Source organism: Salinicoccus sp. RF5, from assembly GCF_020786625.1.
In the GTDB taxonomy this organism is placed as follows: domain Bacteria; phylum Bacillota; class Bacilli; order Staphylococcales; family Salinicoccaceae; genus Salinicoccus.
The window spans coordinates 226,715-245,971 of the sequence record NZ_JAJGRC010000003.1 but is presented as its reverse complement, the minus strand read 5'-3'; the positions used below and the strand labels follow the sequence as shown (position 1 = coordinate 245,971).

Annotated in this window: 21 protein-coding genes; 7 read left to right on the top strand and 14 right to left on the bottom strand. The window is 52.2% G+C overall.

Annotated elements, in window-relative coordinates; all coding sequences use genetic code 11:
• Positions 1-9 precede the first annotated feature (9 nt).
• From LLU09_RS10435 to nagE, 4 genes are all read right to left on the bottom strand, one after another.
• The gene (locus tag LLU09_RS10435; RefSeq protein ID WP_228311689.1) at positions 10-513 is read right to left on the bottom strand and encodes a GNAT family N-acetyltransferase; all 504 of its coding nucleotides are present in this window, start codon (positions 511-513) and stop codon (positions 10-12) included.
• On the bottom strand, positions 510-803 hold the full coding sequence (locus tag LLU09_RS10430; RefSeq protein WP_040106440.1) for a protease inhibitor I9 family protein: 294 nt from the start codon (positions 801-803) through the stop codon (positions 510-512). The genes LLU09_RS10435 and LLU09_RS10430 overlap by 4 nt, the downstream gene beginning before the upstream one ends.
• Positions 804-813: 10 nt before the next feature.
• Positions 814-1,920 (bottom strand): iron-containing alcohol dehydrogenase, encoded by a 1,107-nt coding sequence (locus tag LLU09_RS10425; RefSeq protein ID WP_228311688.1) that lies wholly within the window; start codon positions 1,918-1,920, stop codon positions 814-816.
• Positions 1,921-2,011: 91 nt separating this feature from the next.
• Complete coding sequence (nagE, locus tag LLU09_RS10420; protein ID WP_228311687.1) at positions 2,012-3,478, bottom strand: N-acetylglucosamine-specific PTS transporter subunit IIBC; 1,467 nt, start codon at positions 3,476-3,478, stop codon at positions 2,012-2,014.
• Between the two features lie 134 nt (positions 3,479-3,612).
• Here nagE and nagA point away from each other — a divergent pair, with 134 nt between their 5' ends.
• The gene (nagA, locus tag LLU09_RS10415; protein ID WP_228311686.1) at positions 3,613-4,749 is read left to right on the top strand and encodes an N-acetylglucosamine-6-phosphate deacetylase; all 1,137 of its coding nucleotides are present in this window, start codon (positions 3,613-3,615) and stop codon (positions 4,747-4,749) included.
• Positions 4,750-4,932: 183 nt separating this feature from the next.
• On the opposite strand, the gene LLU09_RS10410 is transcribed toward nagA, so the two are convergent.
• Positions 4,933-6,549, bottom strand: coding sequence for a BCCT family transporter (locus LLU09_RS10410; RefSeq protein WP_228311685.1), 1,617 nt, complete (start codon positions 6,547-6,549; stop codon positions 4,933-4,935).
• Between the two features lie 106 nt (positions 6,550-6,655).
• Positions 6,656-7,000, bottom strand: coding sequence for a hypothetical protein (locus LLU09_RS10405; RefSeq protein ID WP_228311684.1), 345 nt, complete (start codon positions 6,998-7,000; stop codon positions 6,656-6,658).
• 104 nt (positions 7,001-7,104) lie between these two features.
• Here LLU09_RS10405 and exaC point away from each other — a divergent pair, with 104 nt between their 5' ends.
• From exaC to LLU09_RS10390, 3 genes are all read left to right on the top strand, one after another.
• Positions 7,105-8,625 carry an acetaldehyde dehydrogenase ExaC gene (gene exaC, locus LLU09_RS10400; protein ID WP_228311683.1) on the top strand — a complete coding sequence of 507 codons (1,521 nt, stop codon included), beginning with the start codon at positions 7,105-7,107 and terminating at the stop codon, positions 8,623-8,625.
• The gene (locus tag LLU09_RS10395; protein ID WP_040106446.1) at positions 8,626-8,961 is read left to right on the top strand and encodes a DUF779 domain-containing protein; all 336 of its coding nucleotides are present in this window, start codon (positions 8,626-8,628) and stop codon (positions 8,959-8,961) included.
• A gap of 243 nt (positions 8,962-9,204) precedes the next feature.
• Positions 9,205-9,936, top strand: coding sequence for a metallophosphoesterase family protein (locus LLU09_RS10390; protein ID WP_370632502.1), 732 nt, complete (start codon positions 9,205-9,207; stop codon positions 9,934-9,936).
• Between the two features lie 154 nt (positions 9,937-10,090).
• Here the strand turns inward: LLU09_RS10390 and LLU09_RS10385 are convergent, their stop codons facing one another.
• On the bottom strand, positions 10,091-10,393 hold the full coding sequence (locus LLU09_RS10385; RefSeq protein ID WP_040106447.1) for a thiamine-binding protein: 303 nt from the start codon (positions 10,391-10,393) through the stop codon (positions 10,091-10,093).
• Positions 10,394-10,490: 97 nt separating this feature from the next.
• On the opposite strand from LLU09_RS10385, the gene LLU09_RS10380 reads away from it, so the two are divergent.
• The gene (locus LLU09_RS10380) at positions 10,491-10,670 is read left to right on the top strand and encodes a hypothetical protein (RefSeq protein ID WP_040106448.1); all 180 of its coding nucleotides are present in this window, start codon (positions 10,491-10,493) and stop codon (positions 10,668-10,670) included.
• 63 nt (positions 10,671-10,733) lie between these two features.
• Here the strand turns inward: LLU09_RS10380 and LLU09_RS10375 are convergent, their stop codons facing one another.
• From LLU09_RS10375 to LLU09_RS10350, 6 genes are all read right to left on the bottom strand, one after another.
• On the bottom strand, positions 10,734-11,609 hold the full coding sequence (locus tag LLU09_RS10375; RefSeq protein WP_228311682.1) for a DNA-3-methyladenine glycosylase family protein: 876 nt from the start codon (positions 11,607-11,609) through the stop codon (positions 10,734-10,736).
• A complete protein-coding gene (locus tag LLU09_RS10370) occupies positions 11,606-12,481 on the bottom strand; it encodes a M23 family metallopeptidase (RefSeq protein ID WP_228311681.1) in 876 nt (291 codons plus the stop codon). The genes LLU09_RS10375 and LLU09_RS10370 overlap by 4 nt, the downstream gene beginning before the upstream one ends.
• A 14-nt stretch (positions 12,482-12,495) precedes the next feature.
• A complete protein-coding gene (locus tag LLU09_RS10365; RefSeq protein ID WP_228311680.1) occupies positions 12,496-13,413 on the bottom strand; it encodes an ABC transporter substrate-binding protein in 918 nt (305 codons plus the stop codon).
• 111 nt (positions 13,414-13,524) lie between these two features.
• Positions 13,525-13,938 carry a hypothetical protein gene (locus tag LLU09_RS10360; RefSeq protein WP_040106451.1) on the bottom strand — a complete coding sequence of 138 codons (414 nt, stop codon included), beginning with the start codon at positions 13,936-13,938 and terminating at the stop codon, positions 13,525-13,527.
• Between the two features lie 12 nt (positions 13,939-13,950).
• Positions 13,951-14,514 (bottom strand): VanZ family protein, encoded by a 564-nt coding sequence (locus LLU09_RS10355; protein WP_228311679.1) that lies wholly within the window; start codon positions 14,512-14,514, stop codon positions 13,951-13,953.
• 18 nt (positions 14,515-14,532) lie between these two features.
• Positions 14,533-16,278 carry an ABC transporter ATP-binding protein gene (locus tag LLU09_RS10350; protein ID WP_228311678.1) on the bottom strand — a complete coding sequence of 582 codons (1,746 nt, stop codon included), beginning with the start codon at positions 16,276-16,278 and terminating at the stop codon, positions 14,533-14,535.
• A 93-nt stretch (positions 16,279-16,371) separates the two neighbouring features.
• Here LLU09_RS10350 and LLU09_RS10345 point away from each other — a divergent pair, with 93 nt between their 5' ends.
• Both LLU09_RS10345 and LLU09_RS10340 read left to right on the top strand, forming a co-directional pair.
• Entirely contained in the window at positions 16,372-17,268 is an 897-nt protein-coding gene (locus LLU09_RS10345) for an ABC transporter ATP-binding protein (protein WP_228311677.1), read from the top strand.
• Positions 17,265-18,506 (top strand): ABC transporter permease, encoded by a 1,242-nt coding sequence (locus LLU09_RS10340; RefSeq protein WP_228311676.1) that lies wholly within the window; start codon positions 17,265-17,267, stop codon positions 18,504-18,506. The genes LLU09_RS10345 and LLU09_RS10340 overlap by 4 nt, the downstream gene beginning before the upstream one ends.
• 45 nt (positions 18,507-18,551) lie before the next feature.
• Here LLU09_RS10340 and msrA read toward each other — a convergent pair whose 3' ends face one another.
• A complete protein-coding gene (gene msrA, locus LLU09_RS10335; RefSeq protein ID WP_228311675.1) occupies positions 18,552-19,235 on the bottom strand; it encodes a peptide-methionine (S)-S-oxide reductase MsrA in 684 nt (227 codons plus the stop codon).
• Between the last annotated feature and the right edge of the window lie 22 nt (positions 19,236-19,257).

The following is a 19,257-nucleotide window of genomic DNA, read 5'->3' as shown; positions in this document are numbered from 1 at the left end:
CAGCGCTTCTTATATATGACGTCTGAACCTCAGTGAAATCTGCACTTCACCCGTTCCCGTCCTCTGCGATTTCTTTCCGATGTACTCGAAGCCCCTGGCCTCATAGAAGGGCTGGCCATGCCGGTTGCCCTCCTGCACGGAAACGCACTGCTCCACCAGACCTTTATTCCTGTGATCCTCCGTCAGGCGGTCAAGGAGCATTCGACCGATGCCCTTATACCTATGGGCTTCATCCACATAGAATACATATATCTCCCCGCTCCGGACGGAAGCCCTGCCGCCTCCGATTACGCCCACCACTGCACCATCGAGTTCGGCTACATAGCTGTAGCGGCCTCTTCCGATATCCTGCATGACCTTCTTTTCACCATACCAGAATTGGACGGTTTCATGTTGGTGGCTTCGGGAGAGCAGACCTTCCACCGTCTGTTTCCATCCGTTACGGCAGATCCGTGCGATGGCTGGTGCGTCTTTCGGTTCGGGCCGCCGGATATCAGGCTTCATCGAAGTCATTTCTCACCCGGAGGATCAGGCACATTCACTTCCTGGTCCAGTTCGACATAATTCACCTTATCCAAGCGTTCCATCTTCTCGGCCTCTTCTTCCGACATTGAAATGACATACACCTTCATCATCGAAAAGCGCTGTTTGACATCATCAGGTTCCAGACCGGCCGAATCGAGGTCTTCTTCAGTCAGCTCTCCCCTGACACCAACCAGATAGTCCGACTTTTCTTCCATGCCGCCACACCCCGCCATCATTAGGATTGATAGGAAAAATACCAGGCAGACACGCTTCTTCATGGCATCACCCCTATTTCTTTTCAAGCATCCCGATAATTTCATCTTTGGACAGCTGTGCAATATTATTCTTCATATTTGCAGGCTGCATGCTTTCTTCTGCAATCTGCGGAATATCCTCCCGGCTGATGCCGAGGTCTTCGAATGTCATCGCAAGCCCCATCTCACGCTTCAAGGCATTGAATGCTTCACTCAATGCTTCAGCATCATCAAAACCAATGTCTCTGGCGTGCTGTTGAAGTTCAGGGTGCGCTTCTGCGTTGATCACAAACCATGCATCCATCGTGAATGCACACGCTTCGCCATGCGGCACCCCGTAATGGGAAGTCAGGTAGTAGCTCGTTGCATGCGAGCCCGAAGTGCCGGTCTGACTGAACGCCATTCCTGCCAGCATGCTCGCCAGGGAGAGATTATTCCGTGCCTCCCTGTTGGATGGCTCCGTATAAGCAGCAAGCAGATTTTCAAATGCGAGCTTCGACGCACGGATCGCCAATGCGTCGGATACAGGATTGTGCTTGACCGACCCCAGGCAATCGAGCGCATGGCAGAGGATGTCTATCCCCGATACCGCAGTGACGCCCGGAGGACATGTCAGTGTCAGCTCGGGATCGACCACGGCCGTCTGCGGATAGAGTGCCGGACCGATCAATGGCACTTTAAGTTCCTTTTCCTTGTCGCTGATGATGCTGGCTGCAGTGACTTCGGATGCTGAACCGCTTGTGGTCGGTATCGCTATGACCGGCAGTGCCCGTGTAAAGTCGTCATGTTCGAGCAGGTCTTCCATCGCAATCCCCTGCATGTATGCAGCAGCGGCAGCCTTCGAGGCATCCATGGCTGATCCGCCCCCGACGGCCACTACGGCGTGGGCATTATGCTGGTTCATCGCGTCTACGATTGTGCCGACATTCTGCAGGGTCGGATTCGGTTCGATGTCGGAAACGGTCGCTTTTACGCGCTCGCCAAGCTGTGTATTGATGAACTCTGTGGTACCGTTCTTCATCTGGGAATTCGAAGAGACGACAATGATGCGGCTGTAGTCTTTGGCTTCTGCAACTTCATTGATCTGGGAAATGATCCCTTCCCCAAATTTGATCTCGACTGGATGGTGAAAATTAAACATCAAGCTCCTCCTCCATGCATTCTTTCCTCCATTATATACTAAACCGGTAGAGAATATAACAGGGCACCTCCAAGAGGTGCCCTGCATGTATCTATAGGAGACGCTTCATTTCTTCAGCAACATGTTCGACTTCCGTCCCCACCACGACCTGGATATTATTTTTGCCTGGTTTCGCAATGCCGTGGGCCCCTGATGACTTGATCTGATCTTCATCGATCAATGAATCATCATGGACATTCACCCTGAGGCGTGTCGTACAATAGTCGACCGTATCGATGTTGTCCTTGCCGCCGAGGCCGATCAGGATCTGGTCGGCTTTGCGGGAATATCTGTCATCATGGGCAGTCTTGAGGTCCTCCCCTTCCTCTGTTCCGGCCGGCGCTTCTGCGGACAGCACCGCATCATCGCGTCCCGGCGTCTTAAGGTCCATCGCTTTGATGATGACCCGGAAGATGAAGTAGTAGAGGACGAAGAACACGAGGCCCTGGACGAGCAGCATATATGGCTGGTTGGCAATCGGTACCTGTGTACTCAGTACAAAGTCGATCAGCCCTGCACTGAAGCCGAACCCCGCAGTCCATTCGAACAACGCTGCAATGAACAGGGAAAGGCCTGTCAGGAGTGCATGCACCAGATAGAGCAATGGTGCCAGGAACATGAATGAAAATTCAAGCGGCTCCGTCACACCTGTAAGGAAGGCCGTCAGCGATGCAGCAAGCAGGATCGAGCCCGCCGCCTTCTTGTATTCCGTCTTCGCCGTATGGTACATGGCAAGCGCCGCACCCGGCAGGCCGAACATCATGATCGGGAAGAACCCGGCCTGGTAGCGTCCCGTAATGCCCTGTTCACCGGCATTGTCCCAGAAGTTGCCGATGTCGTTGATGCCGACTGTATCGAACCAGAACACCGAGTTCAATGCGTGGTGCAGACCCGTCGGAATCAGGAGACGGTTGAAGAATCCGTAGATGCCGGCCCCAAGGGCACCCATTCCACTGATCCATTCACCGAAGCTGAACAATCCGTTGTAGAGCAGCGGCCATACGAAGTAGAGTATGCCGCTGAGCAGGATCATGACGAACACTGCGATGATCGGAACGGCACGCCGTCCACTGAAGAATGCCAGATAATCCGGCAGTTTCGTGCCGCTGAAGCGGTTGTAGAGTGCTGCACTGATCAGACCTGTGATGATTCCGAGAAAGACGTTGTTTTCAATGACGCCGAAGGCCTCCCCGACCTCTTCGACTTCAACACCGCGCAGCAGTGCCACGGAATCTGCACTCAGAAGATTCGTCACAACAAGGAATGACACGAGGCCGGCAAGTGCCGCCGCCCCATTCTTGTCCTTCGACATGCCGAAGGCGAGTCCCACTGCAAAAAGAATCGCGAGATGGTCAAGTATCGCGAGGCCTGCATTGATGAACATGCCGGCAATGGCGCTGCCGCCGCCCCACCCTTCGGGGTCGATCGCGTAGCCGATACCAAGCAGAAGCGCCGCTGCCGGAAGCACTGCCACCGGAAGCATGAAAGCACGTCCCATATTCTGAATATAACGTAACATGTAAATCCTCCTTCACCCTTTTTATGTAAATGCTTACATCCAATATAGCACATGCCTATGCACCAATGTATAGGAATTTATTTCATATATACTATAATAAGATTACAAATGATTATGGAAAGGATGAAAGGACTATGCGGCTCCTGATTAAAAATGCATGCCTGACAACACATGAAGAGAGGCTTGAGGACCATTGGCTGCTGTGCACCGATGGCAGGATTGAAGATTTCGGCCCGATGGAAAGCTGTCCAGACGTCGGGGAGGTTGTCGATGCCAAAGGGATGAATGTACTGCCCGGTGCCATAGAGATGCACATCCATGGTGCAGACGGGGTGGACGCCATGGATGCAGACATGGAATATATAGAAAAGATTTCGGCACACCTGCCGGGAACCGGTTCGACTTCCTTCCTTGCCACCACAATGACTGCGCCGCTTGAGGACATCGAGCGGGCCCTCATGAACCTTGCAGACTATAGATATGTCGCCGGTGCCAGAATGCTCGGCATCCATCAGGAGGGGCCCTTCATTTCAAAGAAGCATCCTGGCGCCCAGGACCCAAAACATATACTTGTTCCGGACAGGGAAGCCATCCATCATCTGCAGGATATTTCCGGAAATCAGATCCGCCTGATCACCTATGCCCCCGAAGAAGATGACGGGGAATTCCTCGATGCATTGAAGGCGCTCGACATCATCCCTTCCGCTGGCCATACCGACGCTACATTTGAAACCTTGAAGCAGGCCCAGGCACTCGGCCTCTCCCATGTGACCCACCTATACAATGGCATGCGCGGGCTTCATCACCGTGAACCCGGCACCGTCGGATTCTCCTACATGTCGGACGCCTATGTGGAACTGATATCAGATGGCATCCATTCGACTCCAGAAATGGTGAAGCTTGCATTCGATGTCATCACCCCCGACCGCCTCGTCATGATCACCGATGCCATGCGGGCCCAGGGGCTGCCTGATGGCGAATATGACCTCGGCGGCCAGACCGTCCATGTGGCCGGAAAAGAAGCCAGGCTCGCTGACGGCACACTTGCGGGCAGCGTACTCACCATGAAGCAGGCCGTCAGGAACATGCGTGAATTCACAGGTTGCGGATGGACCGACATCGTCAGGATGAGCGCCTACAATCCGGCAGTCGAACTCGGCCTAACCGATTCAAAAGGTGTCATCAGGAAAGGCGCCGATGCCGACCTTGTCATCTACGATGAGGATGCCGACCTGAAGCACACCATCATTGACGGAAAGATGTATTTCTAAGTTGGATTGCGGGTAGGAATGAACAGCCCAACTTGCAGTCGCAACGGGTCCGAGTGTGAGTTAGCCTTCCAACTTGCAGTCGCAGCGATTCCGAGTGCGAGTTAACATCCGATACTCCCCCGCCAGCCCATTCCACACAAAAAATCTCCGGAACTTTAAATTCCGGAGCTTTTCCTATCTATCCTATTCCCACCACTTGTCTCGTTTGGCATACGAAATGGAGAGTGTTCTTCTTTCTTTTTCCTTATGTGCCCTATGCCGCTCTTCGAGTTTGACCCGGTCGTCACCGAGCGTCCGTATGAACGATATCATCAGCATGACGAATATGATGATCAGAGGCGCACCGGCCACAATGGATGCCGTCTGCAGCAGGCCGAGTGAGTCCTCACCGCTGATGAGCATCAGCGAGAACGGCAGTACGGATAGTGCGAATGCCCAGAAGAGGCGGTTCCATCTGTACGGCTCCCCATCGACTTCGGTCTGAGTCGTTGCAGAAAGGATGTAGGAACCGGAATCGAATGTAGTCGCCAGGTAGATGAGTGCAGTAAGTACGAATACCGCTGTGGTCAGCTTGCCGAATGGCAGCTGGCCGATGACTGCCATGATTGCCGCTTCCCCGCTTTGGTTATTGAGCACTTCCGTGACGGAGAATGTTCCGGAAAGTTCCAGCCATAGGCCGTAGTTTCCGAGGATGCCGAAGAACAGCGCACAGCCGAGCGTACCATAAAGCAGTGTGCCGAGCACGACCTCCTTCAGCCTGCGGCCTTTCGAAATTCGTGCAATGAAGAGCCCGACGAATGGCGCATAGACGAGCCACCATGCCCAGTAGAACACGGTCCAGCTCTGTGGGAACGATGTTTCAGGCACATCGCCGTAGCCGCCGAACGGTTCAAGCCATGTAGCCATCCTGAAGAAGTCCTTGATCATGAGGCCCACGCTTGAAACCGTCGTCTCCATGATGAAGACCGTCGGTCCGACGATGAAGACGAACCCAAGCAGAATGAAGGTCAGCCACAGGTTGATGTCGCTGAGCACTTTGATGCCGCGCTTGAGTCCCGAGTAGGAGCTGACCGCAAAGATTACCGTCGCTGCAATCAGGATTCCCAGCCGCAGGGCCGCCCCTTCCCCATCGATGCCGAACAGTGATTCCATACCTGCTGCAATCATCGGTGTCGCAAGGCCGAGTGTCGTACCAGCACCGCCCAGCAGACCGAAGATGAACAGCACATCGATCAGTTTTCCGGGCCATCTGGTGGTATATTTCCCGAGTATCGGTTCACATGCCAGACTGATCTTCAGTATCGGTCTTTTCTTGACGTATAGGGAGTATGCGATCGGCAAAGCGGGCAGTACATATATCGCCCACGCGATCGGTCCCCAGTGGAATATTCCATATGTAGTCGCATAATTGATCGCTTCTTCGCTTGCAGGATCCAGATGGAACGGTGGTGCCTGATAATAGTAGACCCACTCGATGACGCCCCAGTACAGGATGCTCGAGCCGATACCCGCACAGAACAGCATGGCCGCCCAGCTGAAAGTGCCGAATTCAGGCTCATCGGATTCCTTACCGAGTGTCACCTGTCCATATTTGCCGAATGCGATATAGAGGACGAAAAAGAATACCGCAAGACCGACTGCCAGATACACCGCCCCAAGTCCCGTGGTCACCCATTCATTCAACTGAAGGATCGTATTCCGGCTCGCTTCAGGGAAAACGATGAGCGGGACGACCACCGACAGCAGGATCAATAGTGACGCAATGAATGTCGGCCAGTCCATCAATCGAAATTTCTTCATATCTTCACCTCGTATAAATTTATTTTCCATTTCAAAAGACTGTCTTATATTAACACAGTGGGAGATATAAGCAAGTTGACAAAAAAAGATGGACCGGGGTCCACCTTCACTCCTTCATGTTATAGCTGTATCTCTTGAAGCGTATCGTCAGCGGCAGGAACACTGCCATATAGATCACCAGCAGCAGCGCACTCAACCCGACCGATATCGATACCGGCCAGCCCATGATCGGGATCAGCAGGAATACCATCATGGCCAGGCCGATGATCGCGATATAATCATAGATGAGCGTCAATGTCGACGGCTCCAGATATTCCCTGCACCTGGGACATCTGATCCGCGTGCGCGGCTTCAGTGCATATCCCAGAAGCTTCTCCTTATACGTCCACTCATGACTGCAATACGGACATTTCCCCAATTCCATCACTCCGCTCATAAACTGTAGACCCATTATAATCGAAAACTTGCATTCAGCCAAACTCCATAAATGTAAGCGCTTGCAAACATCTCAATATTGGAATAAAATGAAGGTACATTAAACAGGGGGTATGCATAATGGTATATGAGTTTCCACATAAAGAGAATGCACAATACAAAATCAAGGAACAGTATGAGAACTTCATCGGCGGGGAATGGGTGCCGCCGGTAAACGGAAAGTATTTCGACAACGAATCTCCGGTCATCGGCAAAGTCGTCTCAAGAGTACCGCGTTCCACAAAGGAGGATATCGATAAGGCGGTCGAAGCTGCCCATAAGGCCCAGGAGGAATGGGGAAAGACCTCCCCGACCGAGAGGAGCAACATCCTGCTCAGGATTGCGGACCGCATCGAGCAGAACCTCGAAGAACTTGCCGTACTTGAAACTTTCGAGAACGGCAAGGCCGTCAGGGAGACGTTGAACGCCGACCTGCCGCTCGTCGTCGACCACTACAGATATTTCGCCGGCGCCATCCGCGCCCAGGAAGGCGGCATATCTCAGCTTGATGAGGACACCGTGGCCTATCACTTCCACGAGCCGCTGGGTGTCGTGGGACAAATCATCCCATGGAACTTCCCGCTTCTGATGGCGACATGGAAGCTTGCACCGGCGCTTGCTGCTGGAAACTCCGTCGTACTCAAACCGGCAGAGCAGACACCATCGACGATCCTGCACCTGATGGAGCTCATCAGCGACATCCTTCCGAAAGGCGTCGTCAATGTGGTGAATGGATTCGGTTCCGAAGCCGGCCAGGCACTTGCGACACATGACAAGATCAACAAGCTCGCCTTCACAGGAGAGACGACTACGGGACGCATCATCATGCAGAACGCCAGCCAGAACATCATTCCGGTCACACTGGAGCTTGGCGGGAAGTCCCCGAACATCTTTGCCAAGGATGTCATGGACGCAGATGATGGATTCCTCGATAAGGCGATTGAAGGCCTCGTGATGTTCGCGCTCAACCAGGGTGAAGTATGTACCTGCCCTTCACGCGCATTGATCCACGAAGATATATTCGACGAATTCATGAAACGCGTCATCGAGCGGGTCGAGCAGATCAAGGTCGGCAACCCGTTCGACGAAAATACCATGATGGGTGCGCAGACTTCCAAGGAACAGAAGGAGAAGATCAGCTCCTATCTTGACATCGGCAGGAAAGAAGGTGCTGAGGTGCTGACAGGCGGCAGCATCAAGAAAGTCGATGGAGAGATCGAAGGCGGCTACTATTTCGAGCCGACCATCTTCAAGGGTGACAATAAGATGCGTATTTTCCAGGAAGAGATTTTCGGACCTGTCCTTGCTGTCGCAACATACAAGGACGATGACGAAGCGATCGCCATTGCCAACGATACGCTGTATGGCCTCGGCGCGGGCGTATGGACCCGCTCCCAGAACAAGGCATACAGGTTCGGGCGTGCCATCCAGGCAGGCCGTGTATGGGTGAACACCTATCACGACTACCCTGCCCACGCTGCATTCGGCGGTTATAAGATGAGCGGCATCGGCCGTGAAAACCACCTGATGATGCTCAGTCATTATCAGCAGACGAAGAATATGCTCGTCAGCTACGGCGAGTCTCCAAAAGGATTCTTCTAAATGGAACAATTGAAGGCCGTTGACGCGACAGAAGCGGCCAGGTCCCTTATACGGGAGCTCAAGGAGGAACACGGAAATCTCATCTTCCACCAATCCGGCGGCTGCTGCGATGGCTCCAGCCCCATGTGCCTGAAGGAAGGCACCATGATCATCGGTGATGCGGATGTGAAGCTCGGGGAAGTCGAAGGCGTCCCCTTCTACATGCATCACCGCCAGTACGAATACTGGAAGCATACACGCCTCACCCTCGATGTCGTCGACGGCATCGGCGGCATGTTCAGTGTGGAGGGACCCCGTGGCGTCCGCTTCCATATACGGAGTGAACCCATCAAATAGGAAAACTCTGTACACTTCACACTGGATCTTATAAATTAGACACTAGCAAAAAGAATCTTATCATTTTGAGCTGATCCCCCGGAAGTTGGACCTGAAATCTAACTTCCGGGGATTACTTTTATGGTCGAATACAATTTATATATGGAATCAAAACTGAAACTGCCATTCATTTTAATTTCTTGATGTCTTTTTCTATAACGATATATAATTTGAGGAAGTAACAATAACAAAAGGCGGTGTTTCATGATGAAAATTGCATTTGTTTCGGATATACATGGAAATGCAACTGCGCTCGAAGCAGTGCTGGCAGACATTGAAAAGAAGAAGGCAGATAAGATTGTAGTAATGGGCGATATTTCCTACCGTGGCCCGGAACCGAAGAAATCACTCGACCTGGTCAGGAATTTGAATACGGCAGTCATAAAGGGCAATGCAGATGAATGGCTCCACCGTGGAATAAAGGATGGAGAAGTTCCGGATCAGGTTTTGGATACCATGAGAGGAGAACGGGAATGGGCGGTCGGCCAGTTATCAGATGAGAATATGGAATATTTAAGAAACCTTCCATCAGAAGTGACTGTTGATCTGACAGATAAGATTAAAGTACATTGCTTCCATGCCACACCGGAAAGTCTCTTTGAGGTTGTCAAACCGACAGAATCAGATAAGGCACTGGAAGAGAAGCTGATGCAGAACCAGGAAGCGGATATCTACTTATATGGTCACATCCATCTTCCATATGTCCGTTATATCAATGGAAAATGTGTGGCTAACTTAGGAAGTGTCGGATTGCCGTTCGATGGTTTGAACCATGCTTCCTACCTTATGGCGGAAGGGGATAAAGAGCAGTTCAATATAGGTATTCAACGTGTACAATACGATGTAGAAAAAGTTAAAAAGCAATTGGAAGAGAAAGATTATCCGAACCTCGGATTTCTGACTGGCGTAATCGAACGCGGTTCGTTGCCACAGTAATGATAGACATCACCAGATTTCCAACTGTGAATGGAAACACACTTAAATAACAAACGCCCACGCTCAAGAGCGTGGGCGTTAACCTATCGTCCTTCCTCATATACACTTGATAATAAGGATTTAAATGACGGATATCAGTCCTTTTTAACAGCAATTATTCATCATCGAACTCGTAGTAATCAGACAGGATGTCCTTGATCTTGATTGCCTCTTCGGACTGGATCAGTTTAATGTTCGATATGACCTTGTCGCATCCTTCGCTCGCAAGATGACTGTTCAATTTCTTGATCAGGTTCATCAGTTCGTCGATGCTGCCTTCAACCGTCGTTTCCATCGGTCCGACGAAATGCGTCAGGCCGCTTTCTTCAATGATTTCAATCGCACCGCCCACATGACTATAGAGATCATTCGACTCCGGATGGTGAGGAAGTAGCTGCACACTCATAATATAGTTCATCATTAAGCCTCCTCTTTTAATTTTTGTTCACTATTATGATATCATTATAAAAAGCGCTTTTAAAGAAACTCGGTGTTTATACAAAAGGAGCAGATGCATGAATCGAAATACGATCAAATGGCTGAACTTCACGCTGACGGTCATTGCACTATTCGCAATATACGTATTCCTGGACGGTATCGTCGACCCATCCATGCACGGTCTGATGATCGTCGGCCTGGTGCTCATCGGCATGGTTTCCCTTGTCCTCGTCCTGAAGCGGGAGAACGGAGAATGACGCCATCATATCAGCAATAAGACCCACCATATGACTATGGTGGGTCTTATTGTGCAGCCGCCGTTAGCCGAGTACACGCCACATGTAGAGCGTGGCGTAGGCACCATAACCACCCCACGTGTCTGTAACCGACTGGATGTATGCCCGGTCCGGCTTCTCCTCGAGGTCATCCGTCATCCGGATCGCATTCTTCAAGCCTGCGTCCCCTACCGGAACGGCATTCCTGAATTTCAGGGTACGCATCAATACCGAATTGGCACTCCATGGTCCTATGCCTTTGAAGCTTGTAAGATGGGCAAGCGCCGTCTCATAGTCCGCCATCCGTTCCAAATGCGCCTTTGAGAGTGTCCCTTCCTCGATGCCCGCGGCACAGCGGTGGATATATTCGGCTTTCCTATAGGACACCTGCATGCTGCGCATCGATTCCGCATCCAGTGACAGGAATTCCCGGGCTTCAGGCATCAGCCAATACCGCTCCCCTTCAAACTCAATATGGTGGCCGAAGTGTTCGATGAGACTCCTTTTCAATGTGAAGGCAAACCGCATGTTGATCTGCTGCCCGAGTACCGACCAGAGCAGCCCCTCCATCATATTTACGGTGCAGTTCATGCGGTAGCCGTGCAGAGTTTCCACAACAGGACTGAGGCGATCGTCCCCACGGGCAAAGCGGTAGAAGGCATCAAGATCATATTCAAGGTCGAACCATTCCGTGACATAGTCCTTGACGAGGGATTCCGGCACTCCTTCATTCATGAGGATGGCCACTTCCACCGAGTTGTCCTCCGGTCCTTCCGAAACCTCAAACAGCACACGCGCCCCCTCAAGCACCACTGCTTTCCTGACGGTGCCCGCCTCTGTCTGGTAAAGGCAGTCATCCTGTTGGTCCATGAAGTCATAGGCCAATCCATAATCGAAAGGCCCGTTCGCCCTGATCATCATTGGCCGCTTCTGCCCCAGACCCGGTCTCCCTGTCTTGGTTCGCCGGAAGGGGAAAACTGGATGCGTATGGACTTCGAAGTATAGGGATCAACGCCATCCATCACATGGAAATGGAGGTGCGGTGTATCGGAGGCGCCGCTGTTGCCGCATTGTGCAATGCGCTCCCCTGTCTCCACCGTATCCCCTGCCTTCACCGTGACCGAATGCTTCCTCAGGTGGGCAAGCAGAGAATATTCATTGTAGCCGTGGGATATGATGATATGGTTGCCTTCAGGTGCCGACATGTTCGGGTAGTGCGGCAGGTTGTCCTCCGCATCATCCACCACCTTCACGACTTCCCCACCTCTTGGGGCAACGATGCTCGAGCCGAATGCATGGTAGGACTCGAGCATCTCCGCGTCCCCTTCGAATGCCGAGCCGTCCACTTTGCGGATGAAGTCATAGGCATACCGCTGATGCTCATATGGATAGTGGTAGTTCAGGAATGCGTCGTTCCCGCCCCAAAGTACAAACCATTCTCCTTCAAAGGGCAGACGGTACGTGTTTATCGTCACTTCCCGGTCGGAAGTGAACTGTTCATAGATGTCGAACTGGATGCCGATGATGTCCCCTGCACTGTCGTAGGCGACGGTGATCATCCTGGCGTCGCCCGTGTCCACCCACTGGTATCTCCTGATCCCCGGCTCAAGCTGGTTCGAATGCTTCAGTTCGAAGCTGCCGGCGTTGCGGCTGAAATCAGCGGCGGCTTCCCGGAATGTCTCCATATCCATCTGGAGCTGGAAATCCTGCACCGTCTGTCTGTATATCTGTTCAAAGTTCCCATTGGAAAAATGGTATCCGAATTCCTCCGGGAATACTCTGTCCTGTGCCATAATGGTCCTCTCCCTTACGGTTTGATGCGTTCTATTATATCTTCCGCCTGCATTTCAATCGAAATCAGATCGTTCAGGCGGTAATCGTCATAATCCTGCATGATGACATTTTCTTCATCGATGCCCATCACCTGGGCGATCTCTGTATCCAATCCATCATCCTGTTGCTTGGTATTGACGAAGACATGATCGGCCTCGTAGCCGTCAAGGTCGTCGATCGAAACCTCCACCGGTCCATCTTCAAGCGCTTCTTCAAGGTCTTCATCCATCTGGAAGCCAAGGACATCATACACCGCTTCCGTGCCGAACGCCGAATGCCTGCCATATATGTAATATGAATCCGGCCCTTCCACGAGTACCAGTGCTTTCCTGTCCGCCGTCAAACCGCCCACTTCACGCTGCAGACGGGTCGTCTCCTCCATCCATTCATCCCCGAGCGTCTCCGCTTCCTCCTGCCTGTTCAGTATCACACCAAGATTATAGAGGTGTGCCAGATACAGCCTGTCCCTGAAGGGGCTGAATGCGGCGGTGCTGTAGTTGATCTGCACAGTCGGAGCGATTTCCTGGTATTCAAAAAGGTGGTCATCCGGAGTGAACGTGATGATCAGGTCGGGATCGAGCGCCTTCAGCGCCTCGATGTCACCATGCTCCAAGTATGCCACATCCTCCTCCAGGACTTCTTCGGCCAGACGCGTATCCCTTACGGCATCGACCACCCCCGCTACATTGCCTCCGAGGAGGCTGGCATTGCCGGCATCTATCGGCCGGAGCAGTACCACGCGCTCCGGTTCGGCCGGTATTTCTATCTCTTCCGTATGCTCCGTCATGATCTGCCGCACTGAGCCATCTTCCGAGACACCGGTTTCCCTGAAGCTGCTGCATGCCGACAGGACGCCAATGAGCAGCACCATCAGTACAAGTCTTGTTTTCATCGATTCATCCTCTTCCTTTGATTCATCCCCATTATACACGAATGGATTTTCCAAAGAAAATGAACCATAACGCAAAAAAATCAGGCATGTGCCTGATTCTTCGTCTTAATATCATACGACCTGCTGGTCATGATGCTGGGTATGGCTGATTGATGCATCAGAATCCAGCCGCAGCCTGCGGGCCCTATGCTTATAGAGGTAATTCAGGAACTTGTCCAGTTTCCCGTCAGAGACGCTCTTCATGCTGATGATGATTTCGTTGCCGATCCATATATGGATGATGTTGCCGACCATCAGCAGATTTTCAGTGGTGATGCCTGTAATCTCCTTGTACTCCACCGGATGATGCTTCACCGTATCCGCTTCCCTTATATTGACGAACAACCTGTGTGTGGTTGGAATGATTGCACCATAGAAGGAATGTTCCCCATCCTTCTCATATTCGATGGTACCGACCAGTTCAGGTCCGATTACCTCATCCTTATACAGTTCCACATCTTCAAGACTCTTCAGTTTCCTATGCATATTCCATCCCCCCTAATCCTTATTATTTCCCTTACCCGCTCCAAAGAAATAATAAACAATTCCCAATTTTGAGAATATGAGACCGAGGATCATGCCGATGATGCCGCCCACCGTGTTCAAGATGACATCGTCGACATTGGATATTCTGCCGATCGGCAGCACATACTGCAGGAACTCTATGAAGATCGAGAACAGGCAGGCGAGCACCGTCGTCAGGAATTCGCTCTTTGTAAAAATGTACAGGAACATACCGAGCGGCACGAACAGGAGGATGTTCATCCCTATCGAATTGATGATTGCATAGTCCGTCGCATACTCGAACGTGTCGATGATGCTGTAGAACGGGATGAACTGGGTCACCTTCTCGGGATTCGAACTCGGCAGCAGCGTGAGCAGCAGAATGCCGATGATCGTCATCATCAGTCCAAGATAGAGGAGGAAATCCATCCGCTTCCTCATGGTGTCGAGCCGATAGCCGGACTTCCTGTGTATGATGAGGGTCATCGCGATGACCAGTATAAATAACAGTATGAACACCGGGATGACCGGCTGAAACGCTTCATATAATTGACGCATGGTAGATTCCTCTTCACTTTATCCAAATTGTTGTTCCGTAAAAATCCGGTACATTGCATGATCTGCCATCAGTTCCTGATGCGTGCCTTCACCGGTGATGTGGCCGTTGTCGAGAAAGAATATCCGGTCGGAATTGATGACCGTCGACAGCCTGTGGGCGATGACGAGCACCGTCCGGCCCTCCATCAGGTCGTCCAGCGCCTCCTGCACGAACCGCTCGGACCTCGAATCGAGGCTTGCCGTCGCCTCATCAAGCATCAGCAACTTCGGGTTCTTCAGGAAGGCACGCGCAATGCCGATGCGCTGGCGCTGGCCGCCTGAGAGCTTGATGCCGCGCTCCCCTACCTCCGTATCGAGCCCCTCTTCAAGGGCGCCGATGAATTCATGCGAATAGGAGCGTCTGACTGCCAGCTCGACGTCCGCCTCCGTATATTCATCGGATGTCAGGCCATAGGTGATGTTGTCACGGATCGTTCCGGAAATGATGGCACTCTCCTGGGCCACATAGCCGATGTGCCGCCGCAGCAGGGAAAGCGGGATATCCCGTATGTCGATGCCATCCACCATGATCCGGCCGGCATCAATATCATAATACCGCTCGATCAATGCGAATATGGTCGACTTTCCGCTGCCGCTCGGGCCGACGAATGCAACCTTTTCACTGTTCCGTGCTGTGAAATCGACGTGATGCAGCACTTTATTTTCAGGGTCATAGCCGAATGAGACATCCTCAAACTCAAGCACATTGAAATCAAGCGGCTGGTCGAATGCCGTAGCCCCGCCCTGCTCCTCCTCTTTGCCGAGGATCAGTATGAGGCGTTCCGTGGCGCCGAGCGCCTTGTTGTATTCCGTAAAGAACATGGCGAACATCGTCATCGGCATGATGATCTGGAACAGGTAGAGCAGAAAGGCCACCATCGTGCCGATCGTAAGCGTCCCCTCCGAAACCCTGAGTCCACCGTACGCGATGATCAGTATGATGACAAACATCATGACGGTGCTCATGATCGGTGATAGGAAGGCGTTGATCGCCGCCTCCTTCATTCCATATCCGTAGAGGGTGCGTATCCCCTGCCTGCCCTTCTGCCGTTCGAATGCCTCCCCATTGAAAGACTTCACGAGACGCATCTCGCTGAGCGTCTCCTGGATGAGGCCGGTGAATGCTGCGGTCTCATCCTGCAGCGCCCGCGAAATCCGGCTCATCCGCCTGCCGAGCGGGAGGATGATGACGATCGAGACCGGCACCGCGATGAACATGATCAGCGACATGCGCCAGTCGAGGATGAACAGGATCACCACCGCCCCGATGACGGAGACGATTCCGCTGATCAGCTGCGGGAAGTGTCGGGTGATCAGGTCTTTGATGATGGCGGTGTCATTGACCACCCGGCTGACCGATTCACCGCTCTTCGTCTGATCGAAGTATCCGATCGGCAGCCTCAGGAACTTGTCCCATACGTTCTCCCTCAACTTCAGTATGATCGTCTGGCCGATCTTCGCCAGTATGTAGTAGGCGATCCCGTCCAGGACGGCGCTGAGCACAAATACCATGATGATCAGCGCAATAAGTCCTGTCGAGAACACTTCAGGACTGTAGCCGTCTATGAAACTCTGCGTCAAAAGCGGAACGATCAGCGAACCGATCGTCCCCACCAGGGTCAGTATGATGCCCGTCGCAAACAATCCGCGATTCAGTTCCGTCCGCTTCAGCAGACCCATGAAATCATTGAACGATGCTTTTTCGTCCCTCTTGCCTTTATCCATCCAACCGCACCCCCATTTGCTCTACAGTATATATTATCCTGCAATAATGCTCTATGGTAAAATAAAATCATAATGACTAAGGAGGATACACCTATGACACTGGAACTGAACGGCCTCTCCAAAAGCTTCAACGGACAGGTTGCAGTAGACGACATCAATCTTAAAGTTCCTGCAGGCAGCATGTACGGATTCCTTGGAGGCAACGGGGCCGGAAAAACGACGACATTCCGTATGATCCTCGGCCTGCTTCAGCCTTCATCAGGCAGCATCACCTACAACGACAGAAAAATCGACTATAACGTTACGAATGAAATCGGATACCTTCCCGAAGAACGGGGGCTGCACCCGAAACTGAAGGTCGATGAGCAGATCCGCTATCTCGGGCAGCTGAAGGGCATGTCGAAGCGTGACATCGATACGAAGCTCACCGAGTGGCTCGAGCGGTTTGAAGTGCCGGAGAACCGGAGCAAGCGCATAGAAAAACTTTCCAAGGGGAACCAGCAGAAGATCCAGCTGATCGCCTCGATCATCCATGATCCGAAATTGATTATACTCGATGAACCATTCAGCGGACTCGACCCGGTCAATGTGGAAATCCTTAAGACCGCGGTCAAGGAACTGAACCGGCGGGGGGCGACCATCATCTTCAGTACGCACCGCATGGAGCATGTCGAGGAGCTGTGCGAATCATTGTGCATCCTGAATAAGGGGAAACAGGTGGTCAGCGGCAATATCGACCAGATCAAAAGCGACTTCGGGCAGAAGGAGATCATCATCGAAGGCGACCATGACGTCGAATTCCTGCGCAACATGCCCGGCGTCCTCGACATGAAGCAGATACGCAGGAAAAGCATCCTCAAGATCGAGGATGAAAAGTATGCAGAGCCGATCTTCAATGAAATCGTCAAGCTCGGCTACTTCAAGAGATTCCAAGTCAACGAGCCATCCATCAATGACATATTCATTTCGAAGGTGGGACATGAACTATGAGTAAATTCCTCGCAACCTTTTCACAGACCTATCTGTCCAAAGTACGCGCCAAATCATTCATGATCAGTACCGCAATCATCGTCCTGCTGATCTTCGTCGGGGCGAACTTCGACAAGATCATCAATATTTTCGATTCGTCCGAAGAAATCACCACACTCAATATCGAAAGCGACGATGCGTTCTACGCCCAGTTCGAGGCGGTGATGGAACCGATCGAGCCGGACTTCGACATCGCCCAAAATGATGGGGACGCCGGCGCCAATGAAGCGCTGCTACGGGTCGATGGAACAGAACCGCTCGCTGTGACGCTTGAAGCCGACCAGGAGATCCCCGGCAGCCAGATGAACGACATCGAGATGGCTCTCGGCCAGGTGCAGAGGATGATGACCATCCAGTCACTGAACCTGACTCAGGCGGATGCGGAGCGGCTCAATGCATCACCGGACATCACCTATGATATTGCCGGACAGGACGAAGGAGATGGAGAAGCTTCAGAAAGTGCAGCTGAAGGCGGTGAAATGCCAGACATCAATCCGCTGAATACGGTCGTCTTCTATGTAACGGTCATCGTCATGTTCTTCATCATCATCAACTATGCGAGCCAAATCGGTACTGAAGTGGCCATGGAGAAGACCTCAAGAGTCATCGAGATGATCGTCTCGAGCGTGGCACCGGTCACGCACCTGCTTGCAAAGATCAGCGCGATGATTTCAGTCAGCCTGACGCAGCTTGCCATCTTCATCATTGCAATCCTCATTGCGATACAGCTCTTCGATTTCAGTGAAATCATCAGCGATTTCGGCCTTGAGACAAATGACCAGACGGTCACCATGATCATCTACTCGGTCATCTTCCTGATCCTCGGGCTCATCCTCTACTTGTCGATCGCGGCGATGCTCGGTTCATTCATCAGCCGGATGGAGGACCTGCAGCAGGCACTGCTGCCGGTGACCATGTTCTCGCTCATCGGTTTCTACATTGCCATCTTCAACATCTGGGGCAGCGCGGACAGTCTCCTGGTCAGAATATCCAGCTACTTCCCGCTCTTCACCCCATTCGTCATGCCGCTCCGTGCGATGCATGAGGAAACGGGACAGGCACCGCTCCTGATCGGCGTCGCCATACTACTCGTATCGATCATACTGGCCATACTTCTTGCAGCAAGCATCTACCGCAACAGTGTGCTGTCGACATCGAACGGCATCTTCAAGAACTTGAAACGTATAAAGAAGGAATAGCAGCGTCATTCAAAAGGCATGTCCCCCGGGGGGACATGCCTTTTTTTACCATTTCATATGCTTGAGCTTTTCCTTCAGCTGCTCCCTCGCTTCAGGGCGGATGGGCCAGCCGGAAATTTCCTCCAGCAGTGCCTCCCGGTTTCCGAAGCCTTTCACGAAACCGTTCAGACGGGCTGCGAAAATGGAATCCGTCAGTATTGACGGTTCAGGGGCCATACACTCAAGCTGGTTGAGCGCACCCGGATAGCGCTTCAAATAGTATTTTTGATGGCGTTCTTCCGCCAGGGTGAACCCTTCAAACGGTGCGATCTCGGTTTCAATGGAGAAGCCAAGTTCAGCCTCCATCTCACCTTTGATCCTCTCCACTGCCGCTTCCTGCTTTTCATCATGGAAACGCAGCAATGAGATGTATTGCCTTCCCCTGTAGGCGTCCCGGTTCGGATAATGGCTGCGCCAGAAATGGCGCAGGGTCTCCTCATAGGAAATGATGGACGGATCGAAGTCCACTTCGATCGTTTCGGTATGATCCCCCATCTCCTTGTATGTTGGATTTTCCGTCGTTCCACCCGCGTAGCCGGTACGTGTCCGGAGGACGCCGGCCAGTGCACCGAAACGTGCATCCGGGCCCCAGAAGCACCCCATGCCGAAGGTTGCGGTTTCACAAGGCAATGATGCGAGACCCGCTTCCAACTCCGGTAGCTGATGGTGCTGATGGTTTTGTACAGTCATCCTTAAACCCTCGTTTCGGGAT